This window comes from Prevotella sp. OH937_COT-195, assembly GCF_003932845.1.
Taxonomy (GTDB): domain Bacteria; phylum Bacteroidota; class Bacteroidia; order Bacteroidales; family Bacteroidaceae; genus Prevotella.
The window spans coordinates 1-8394 of sequence record NZ_RQZH01000041.1 but is presented as its reverse complement, the minus strand read 5'-3'; the positions used below and the strand labels follow the sequence as shown (position 1 = coordinate 8394).

Genomic DNA, 8394 nt, shown 5'->3' with positions numbered 1-8394 from the left:
TCGCCGCCCTCTTTTTCCGGAGCGTTCTCGTTAACACAACACACGGGAACGCCCCTTTTTTGTTTTTAGACCAATCGGTTTGCCAGGATATAAATTAGGATTGTTTGTATGTTTTTGTGATATGTGTGTGGAATTGTTGGTATAATCCTTTGCGGAACGTTTTTCGGGGAATTCTATTTATAAAGAGTTGTGTGATTGAAAATGTAGATGTGATTTATATCAAGAATATAATTATTTCTTGACATTCTTTACTCTATTATTTGCTTAAATGGTTGATTTTAAGTAACTTTGCACTCGCTAACGTATGATTGTGACGATGTATCGCAAGTTTGCGATGTGTTTGTCTTTTCATATAAAGTCTAACAGAGTTTCGGTGCTTCAATACTCATTCTCACATAAAGTTGCACATTGAACAATTTCATTTACATTGTTCCGGCTCTATAAATTTTTAATAATGAAGAGAATTTTAAGAATTGTAACATTGTGTGCGTTTATGATGTTCTCTTTTACTGCATTTTCTGTAAACGAGAGAGCAGGTCGCACAAATGAGTTTGATTGGAATCCGGTGATGAATGCCATTATTCAAGTAGAAAGCGGTGGTAACCGCATGGCAAAGAATGGAAATCAGGTTGGTGCGATGCAGATTACACCAATAGCAGTTGCAGAATGCAACAAGATTTTGAAATTAAGAAACAGTGCCAAACGTTATATCTTGGCAGATCGGTTCAGTGTTGAGAAGTCTAAGGAGATGTTTATCCTGATACAGTTTTTTCACAATCCGCAAAATGATGTGGAACAAGCAATAAGGGCTTGGAACGGCGGTCCGCGATACAGTCTGCGAAAGACTCAGCGTTATTACGAGAAGGTTCTTCGTCATCTAAAGAAAAAGTAAGATTATCAATATTAATTCGGGTATTTGCATTTCGCAGATACCCGAATTTCATTATAACCGGCTTATGAATATTTGCTTTGTCAGATTGGGATATTGTTTTTGAGTGCAAAGTTGTATAGAGTAGGTGGTGTGCGTATCACATGCTTGAACGAAATCCGGTGCTTTGTAGCGAAAAGATACCTCAAGATGATAAAAAACATTACTTGCAATATAAAATTAATTTTACGGTGATAATTTATGAAATCCACCTAAAAGAATAACAAAGTTTTAAATTATTATTAAAATAGTTCTTGGAATTGTTTTTTTGTATTATATTTGCATTATTGAAATAAAAAACACATTTAATTTTCGATTATTATGGTAATAGGAATTATTATTTTTTTAGTAGTAATTGTATTGTTGGTAATATGGTTTGTATCTATGTATAACGGTCTTGTCCGTCTGCGCAACAATCGTGAGAATGCTTTTGCCAACATTGATGTCCAGTTGAAGCAACGTGCCGATTTAATCCCCCAACTTGTGTCTGTGGTAAAAGGTTATGCCAAACATGAGAGTGAGACATTGCAGAAAGTTACCGAGGCTCGTGCCGGATTTGTAGGTGCATCTACCATCAATGAAAAGATACAAGCCGATAATGCCCTTACTTCGGCTTTGTCCGGTTTGCGCATTCAGTTGGAGGCATATCCCGACCTTAAGGCAAACAACAATTTCATTCAGTTGCAGGGAGAAATTTCAGATATTGAGAACAAACTTGCGGCATCTCGCCGTTTCTTCAATTCTGCCACTCGTGAGTTGAACAATGCCGTACAGGTGTTCCCGTCGAGTATTATCGCCGGTATGTTCCATTTCAGCAAGGAACCAATGTTCGAGATACCGCAGGAACAGCGTTCCACTTTAGAGAAAGCACCTGAAATTCAATTCTAAAACATTACTCGCAATGAGATATGTAGGCATGCAGACGCAAATTCAGCGCAACAACCGTCTAAGTGTGTTGCTGTTGCTGATGTTTCCGGTCATAATACTGGGTACGGTTTACATGTTTTTCCTTATCCTCGGTCTTATAGGTGGAGGATATTATGATCATTATGGTAATTGGGTCACATCGTTTGACTTAAAAGAGGTAAACCACGAGTTTATTGTCATATTCCCGTGGGTGATACTTATTGTTGCCGTTTGGTTTCTTATAGCCTACAAGTTCAATACTTGGATTATTAAAAAAGCCGTTGGGGCACGTCCGTTGGAACGTAGAGAGAATCCACGTGTATATAACATAGTGGAAAATCTGTGCATCGCTTGCGGAATGGACATGCCCATGATAAATATCGTGGATGACCCGATGTTAAACGCTTTTGCCAGCGGGATAAACAAGAAAACATATACTGTTACCGTAACCACAGGTTTGCTCAATCGTCTCAATGATGCCGAATTGGCAGGAGTACTCGGTCACGAACTTACTCACATACGCAATAACGACACTCGTCTGCTCATAACAAGCATAGTTTTTGTGGGTATAGTATCCACAATAATATCCATCATATTACACATGATATGGCGTGTGCTTATATATGGCAACGGCAGGAGTCGTAACAAGAACAACGGAGTGGCAATCATAGTGATAATGATAGTAGGTCTTGTATGTGCAGGTATTGCTTATTTGTTCACGACAATAACCCGTTTTGCCATTTCTCGAAAACGTGAATATATGGCAGATGCCGGCGGAGCGGAACTATGCGGCGATCCATTGGCACTTGCCTCTGCCCTGCGCAAGATTTCGGCAGAGCCGGGGCTTGCAGACTGCGGACGTGAAGAGGTTGCCCAACTCTTCATAATTCATCCTAAAGATATGACCACGGGTGTAATGAGTTTCTTTAACTCCATTTTCAGCACACATCCCGACACGCGCAAGCGTATAGAGATATTGGAGCAGTTCTGAGAATAGCCTAAGACACAACAGATGAAGAACGTTCTTTCATTTTTGCTTGCAATGACATTGCTGCCCGTCAACGCTCAGCACACTGATTTTACGCCTTTTCCGCACTATAACAAACGCCTTGCGGAGTTTGAAAAGGAAAAGCCGATAAACAGAGAGACGATAGTGATGCTCGGTGACAGCATGACTGAGTTCGGATTCGATTGGAATGAACGTCTCAAAGGAGCAAATATAGTTAACCGTGGCATAATGAGCGATACTGCCGATGGGGTGTTGTACCGTCTCGACAAGATACTTGCCGGTCACCCCAAGGCAATATTCCTTATGATAGGCATTAACGACCTTAGTCATAACCTTACTGCACAACAGGTGGCAACTATGGTGAACCGTGTGGTAAGGAAAATACGAAATGATGCTCCCAATACAAAACTATATGTAGAAAGTTGTTTGCCCATAAACGAAGGCTTCGGCAGGTGGAAGACACTTTCCGGACGAAGCGGTCAGATACCCGAGATAAACCGTCAGGTAATGGAATATTGCAAAAGCATGGACGTGGAATTTATTAATCTTTATCCACGTTTCCTGCGACACGGTACCGACCAGTTAAGGAAAGAACTAACGCGCGACGGGCTTCACCTTTCGCCGGCCGGTTACAAGATTTGGGGATACGAACTCCGCCCATACATACGTGAATTGATGAATTAAGCCTCCGGTTAGGGATAAACGATTAGAAAGAATATCGCTGTCTTTGTATTCAATACCCGAAGTTTTCTTACTCGGTCTTTTGCAATTTTTATAAGAAATAAGAAACATAACAGAAGTAACAATTCACACAATCTCAACTACCATGAAGGTACCGGCGGAATACAACACGGCAGGTTACAGTAACGACACATAAGAATACTTACGCAGATACGCTTTGAGAGTCTGCCATGTATCATTCTTGTACATTCGGGGACAGGATATTAATTTGTCGAAAACGTTCAGCTCAATCAAAATCCAAATTTATTATCCCCAAAGGGGCATTTCCTTACATTAACGTATCACGACAAACGTTGGTGTGGTAGCAATTTTGGCGGTTTTGCCAAGTAATTTCGGCGAATTTGCATTCCAAAACCGCCCAGATTGCTTGCCATTATGATATAATATGGAAACTGAAAACGGAGAGTTGTAAAAACTAAGGGCAATGATGCCTTTGAAATATGAAGGCATACGCCCAGGGACATAGATGTCGCATTTTAGTGTAACGCCGTTTTTTGCGTGGGACATATTATAATGAAAAAAGGTGCGCCTAATTGTGACACACCCTCTTGTAGTTGCGGAGGCAGGACTCGAACATGCGACCTCCAGGTTATGAGCCTGGCGAGCTACCAACTGCTCCACTCCGCGATGTAATAAGCTATATCAAAGTACCCCGATACGGGGCATATCTTTAATTGCGAGTGCAAAGGTACTGCATTTTTCTCGAATATCCAAATAAATATCGTTTTTTTTGTTTTTTCTATACTTTAATGCATTCGTTATATAAATTTTTATACGACTTTTCAATACCGATTAATTATTATTTTGGGGCTTTTTGTCTAATTTGCATGTGGAAAAATTTGGATAAATGAAATAAAAAAACTACTTTTGCACACGGTAAATATTATGTGCAATCAACTAAAATGTGGAGGAAAGAGATATGTCTATATCCCAAACAAGGCAAAAACTTGTTGACGTGGCTCGTCAGTTGTTCGCAAAGAACGGGCTCGAAAACACGACTATGAACGACATAGCCATGGCTTCCGGGAAGGGGCGTCGTACTCTTTATACCTATTTTAGCAGTAAGGAAGACGTATATTATGCAGTCATAGAAGGCGAATTGGAACGTCTCTCCGACCGCATGGCTGAGGTTGCGTCGAAAAATATAAAGCCACAAGACAAAATCATTGAATTGATTTACACACATCTCACTACAATAAAAGAAACGGTGATGCGTAACGGAAACCTTCGTGCCGCTTTCTTTCGGAATATATGGATGGTGGAGAAAGTGCGTAAGAATTTTGATGAAGACGAGATAGAACTCTTCTGCAAGGTTTATGCCGAAGGCAAGGCCGAAGGCGAGTTTGACATAGACAACGTGGAACTTGTCGCAGACATTACCCACTACTGCATAAAAGGGCTTGAGGTGCCGTTCATCTATGGTCGTCTCGGTCATGGCATGACACCGGAAACCAGCAAACCGCTTGTTGCCAAGGTCGTTTACGGAGCATTGGGGCGAAACAGTGCATCAGGTATAAAGATAAATCCTTGACAAGCGGTTTTTGTTGCGGTACAGATGCTACACACGCTGCAAGGGAGAACAAATCATAAATAATAAAATTACGGAAAATATGGGATTACTTACAGGAAATCGGGTTGTAATCGCCCGAAACCCTTACTTACAGGGCTTTTCCGCTAATTTCCATATATCAGAAACGGCGAAAATCGGGGCTAAATGTGGCGAAAATCGGGTATATTAGGTATATAATTCAGCAAATTTTCAGCAAATCTTATGGCAAAATCTACCTTACGACTTGACACTCGCCGCGCCCTCAAAGATGGGTCTTACCCGGTTCAAATAGTAGTCGGACACGGTACTAACATCTATCTTAGCACCGGCATATATGTAAACGCTGACGATTGGGATAGCGTAACCAAACGGCATATCGGCAAAGGTGCAAAGCGTATCAATGACACACTAACCACGTTACTAACCACCGTCGGCAATCGGATTTTAGAGTTAATGGAAAACGGGCAATGGCGCAAACTTACCCGCCCGCAAATTAAGGAACTACTAACAAACCTTGATTTGGAAAAGCCTACTATCGGTGCGCCGTCGCTCTATGACTTAATACAAAGTACGTTGGTCGGTCGTGCCACTAACACAAAGTACATAGCCAAAACCGCTGCTATCAGGCTAAACAAGTTCTGTGGGGATTGTACTAAAATCTACTGCGAACAAATAACGCCTGCCTGGATAGACGATTTTTATAACTCAATGGCTGATTTGTCTATAAATACCCGTGCCTCCTACATCAAAGTAGTACGCTGCGCCGTAAACTATGCGCTTGGCCACGATATAACCACTAACAACCCATTCAGGCACTACCGCGTTAAGACAGAAGAAACACGTATGCGCGTGTTACCTATAGAGAAAATGCGAATTCTGCAAAATCTTGAAACCAAATATCGATATACTGAATATCGCGATATGTTTATGTTGTCTTTTTATTTAATAGGTATAAACATGGCTGATTTGTCCGTAATGACACATGACAACATAGTAAATGGCAGGCTTGAATATCGACGGGCAAAGACTGGTAAACTTTATAGCATTAAGATTGAGCCGGAAGCGGCGGCAATTCTTGAAAAGTACAAAGGCAAAAAACATCTGTTAAGTTGTTTTGACAGATGTAGCAATGCCAAAGCATATCAGGGTACGTTAGACAATGCCCTGGCGCGCATCGGTCTGCCTATGCTCGACAAAGATGGCAAGGAAATAACCGCCCTCAACGGACAAAGAAAAATGATACCGTTAGACAAAAAACTAACGTGGTATTGGGCGCGTTATTCGTGGGCTACGTATGCCGCTGAATTGGATATACCAAAGGACACTATCAGCGAAGCGTTAGGACACTCACACGGTGCAAAGGTTACCGGCATATATATTAAATTTAATAGGGATAAAGTAGATGTCGCTAATCGTAAAGTAATAGATTATGTTTTGAATAACAAAAAATAATATTTTTTACGAATAAAGGGATACGCTCACGCGCACCCCTCACTGAAAAATCAAAAAACATACTAACCTAATCTTGAATTCCGCTTCGCGCTCGAAGCCACCTTATTAACTTATATAACAACACTATGAAAAAACATATCACTATTCCTATCGTTGCGAAATACACCTTGTCTTTGAACGGCACTTTGTTCGTGACAACGGGGTAAGGTACCCGAATGCTGTCCGTTTTAAGTATGGTGTCGGTGTGTGTTATCATTCTGTCCGCCGTCCTTTCGCGGTTCTTGTTTTTCTCCACGAGGTACGCGTTTTTTATTCCTTTCAGTTGCAGCCCGATTTCCGCCAATTGGACGCTGTCCACCTCTCGTACCGTAATCCATTCCTTTTCCTTTACCGTGTCAGTACTGAAGAAAGAGTCCGTTCTGTGAATGTATTCCTTGTGATATTCCGGAACGCCGACATATTTTGTCCTGCAACTTCCGAGCAACGCGCATACGAGGCAGGCAAGTATTACGCCCCAAATCATTCCGAAACAACCACCGTTCTCATTCCCTGCGTTACACCCGCCGTTATCATAAAGTTCCTTCGTCATAGTCTCTTATTGATTTTATTCGTTAAACACCCTCCATATATTTACATATCGCTTCCACATGCAAACGCTCGACGGCGTGCTTTCCCTCGTCAGACAAGAGAAAATCAACATCACTCTTGTTGTCTTGGAAAAGGTTCTCCGTGAGCACTGCCGGGCACGCGGTCTTGTTCAAAACGTAAAGGTTCTGTGACCAATACTTTTCAGGTGGAATACTCCTGTTGCCCATGAGACCCGCCGTCTCCGCCGTCACGCAGAATATGCGTCCGAGACGTTTGGAATGCTCACCGGCTTTACTCCCGACCCGTACGGAGAATCCGCGGGCATCATGCCATTTCCCGTCACCTCCTGCCGCGTCCACGTGCACGCTGACATAGATACAGTTTTCTTTGCCGAATTTTGCACAAAGGGCGTTTACTAAATTAACTCGCATGTTCAGTTCTCTGTTGCGCTCTTGCGATGCGCTTCCGCTTTGCATCTTAACAGGCAGGTCATCTGCCTCCATATCAACAAACACCATATAACCGAGCGCTTCCAATTTAGCCTTGATACCAGCGACCCTGTCACGAGAGTAACGATACTCTCTCAGTCTTTTGTCGGGCGAGCATTTCCCCACCTCCCTCGCGCGGTGCGCGGTACCGAGAATTACGACTGCATTAGATTTTTTCATCTCTTCCTCCCTCCTTTAAATATTCCGCAATCGCTTCTGCAATTTCTTTCGGGTCGCTCCGATGCTCCGCTATTGCCTTTGCAAGTTCCAAAACACCTTTCATCTGTCTGCGCTCTTTCTTGTCCGCAGGCTCTATGATACTCTTTATCTCAATGGCTGCCGTAAAGCCCACGCCGAGGAGCGTGAATGCCGGAAAAGTCCACAACGTCCAGCCGTGATATATATGCAGAAAAACAAACGCGCATATCTGTACCACGTCCAAGACGGTCATTGCGAAAATGGCATTGTAGTATCGCGACATCTTTCGCGCCGTGCGTTGCATTTTGTCCGAGCATATTTTTTTACCGCGCATGCGAGCCTTCCGTATTCCTGCCCAAAAATCGAGAGCAATGAAAATTATGGGGGTTGTCATCAACCCTGCCGTGAAACAAAGCAATACGATTAACTGCTGTGTTATCTCATAGGTTATAATTCCGTTATTCATATATTACTGCAATAATTAAAGTAAAACTTTTAAACCATTCATTCGCCGGCAGAATCTGTTGAGTTTTCT

General features: G+C 42.2%; 9 protein-coding genes and 1 tRNA gene. 6 read left to right on the top strand and 4 right to left on the bottom strand.

Annotated elements, in window-relative coordinates; all coding sequences use genetic code 11:
- The first annotated feature begins 454 nt into the window (after positions 1–454).
- From EII32_RS10795 to EII32_RS10780, 4 genes are all read left to right on the top strand, one after another.
- Positions 455–892, top strand: a complete 438-nt coding sequence (locus EII32_RS10795; RefSeq protein WP_125235406.1) for a transglycosylase SLT domain-containing protein — start codon at positions 455–457, stop codon at positions 890–892.
- A 357-nt stretch (positions 893–1249) separates the two neighbouring features.
- Positions 1250–1816 (top strand): LemA family protein, encoded by a 567-nt coding sequence (locus tag EII32_RS10790; protein WP_125235405.1) that lies wholly within the window; start codon positions 1250–1252, stop codon positions 1814–1816.
- Positions 1817–1829: 13 nt separating this feature from the next.
- Positions 1830–2825 carry a M48 family metallopeptidase gene (locus EII32_RS10785; RefSeq protein WP_125235404.1) on the top strand — a complete coding sequence of 332 codons (996 nt, stop codon included), beginning with the start codon at positions 1830–1832 and terminating at the stop codon, positions 2823–2825.
- A gap of 21 nt (positions 2826–2846) precedes the next feature.
- Positions 2847–3527: a GDSL-type esterase/lipase family protein gene (locus EII32_RS10780; protein WP_233582385.1), complete on the top strand. Its 681-nt coding sequence runs from the start codon at positions 2847–2849 to the stop codon at positions 3525–3527.
- A 611-nt stretch (positions 3528–4138) separates the two neighbouring features.
- On the opposite strand, the gene EII32_RS10775 is transcribed toward EII32_RS10780, so the two are convergent.
- Positions 4139–4211, bottom strand: a tRNA-Met gene (locus EII32_RS10775).
- Between the two features lie 292 nt (positions 4212–4503).
- Between EII32_RS10775 and EII32_RS10770 the strand changes: the two genes are divergently transcribed.
- Both EII32_RS10770 and EII32_RS10765 read left to right on the top strand, forming a co-directional pair.
- The gene (locus EII32_RS10770; RefSeq protein ID WP_125235403.1) at positions 4504–5115 is read left to right on the top strand and encodes a TetR/AcrR family transcriptional regulator; all 612 of its coding nucleotides are present in this window, start codon (positions 4504–4506) and stop codon (positions 5113–5115) included.
- 240 nt (positions 5116–5355) lie between these two features.
- Positions 5356–6585, top strand: a complete 1230-nt coding sequence (locus tag EII32_RS10765) for a phage integrase SAM-like domain-containing protein (protein ID WP_125235402.1) — start codon at positions 5356–5358, stop codon at positions 6583–6585.
- Positions 6586–6652: 67 nt separating this feature from the next.
- Here the strand turns inward: EII32_RS10765 and EII32_RS10760 are convergent, their stop codons facing one another.
- From EII32_RS10760 to EII32_RS10750, 3 genes are read right to left on the bottom strand one after another with little or no spacing between them, the layout of a single operon-like run.
- Positions 6653–7174 carry a hypothetical protein gene (locus EII32_RS10760; RefSeq protein WP_125235401.1) on the bottom strand — a complete coding sequence of 174 codons (522 nt, stop codon included), beginning with the start codon at positions 7172–7174 and terminating at the stop codon, positions 6653–6655.
- Between the two features lie 22 nt (positions 7175–7196).
- Positions 7197–7841 carry an N-acetylmuramoyl-L-alanine amidase gene (locus EII32_RS10755; RefSeq protein WP_125235400.1) on the bottom strand — a complete coding sequence of 215 codons (645 nt, stop codon included), beginning with the start codon at positions 7839–7841 and terminating at the stop codon, positions 7197–7199.
- Positions 7828–8325, bottom strand: a complete 498-nt coding sequence (locus EII32_RS10750; protein WP_125235399.1) for a phage holin family protein — start codon at positions 8323–8325, stop codon at positions 7828–7830. The genes EII32_RS10755 and EII32_RS10750 overlap by 14 nt, the downstream gene beginning before the upstream one ends.
- Between the last annotated feature and the right edge of the window lie 69 nt (positions 8326–8394).

What these genes read in the sequence shown, in the direction of transcription:
- EII32_RS10795 (WP_125235406.1), top strand. Translation starts at nt 455, where the DNA reads ATGAAGAGAATTTTAAGAATTGTAACATTGTGTGCGTTTATGATGTTC.
- EII32_RS10790 (WP_125235405.1), top strand. Translation starts at nt 1,250, where the DNA reads ATGGTAATAGGAATTATTATTTTTTTAGTAGTAATTGTATTGTTGGTA.
- EII32_RS10785 (WP_125235404.1), top strand. Translation starts at nt 1,830, where the DNA reads ATGAGATATGTAGGCATGCAGACGCAAATTCAGCGCAACAACCGTCTA.
- EII32_RS10780 (WP_233582385.1), top strand. Translation starts at nt 2,847, where the DNA reads ATGAAGAACGTTCTTTCATTTTTGCTTGCAATGACATTGCTGCCCGTC.
- EII32_RS10770 (WP_125235403.1), top strand. Translation starts at nt 4,504, where the DNA reads ATGTCTATATCCCAAACAAGGCAAAAACTTGTTGACGTGGCTCGTCAG.
- EII32_RS10765 (WP_125235402.1), top strand. Translation starts at nt 5,356, where the DNA reads ATGGCAAAATCTACCTTACGACTTGACACTCGCCGCGCCCTCAAAGAT.
- EII32_RS10760 (WP_125235401.1), bottom strand. Translation starts at nt 7,174, where the DNA reads ATGACGAAGGAACTTTATGATAACGGCGGGTGTAACGCAGGGAATGAG.
- EII32_RS10755 (WP_125235400.1), bottom strand. Translation starts at nt 7,841, where the DNA reads ATGAAAAAATCTAATGCAGTCGTAATTCTCGGTACCGCGCACCGCGCG.
- EII32_RS10750 (WP_125235399.1), bottom strand. Translation starts at nt 8,325, where the DNA reads ATGAATAACGGAATTATAACCTATGAGATAACACAGCAGTTAATCGTA.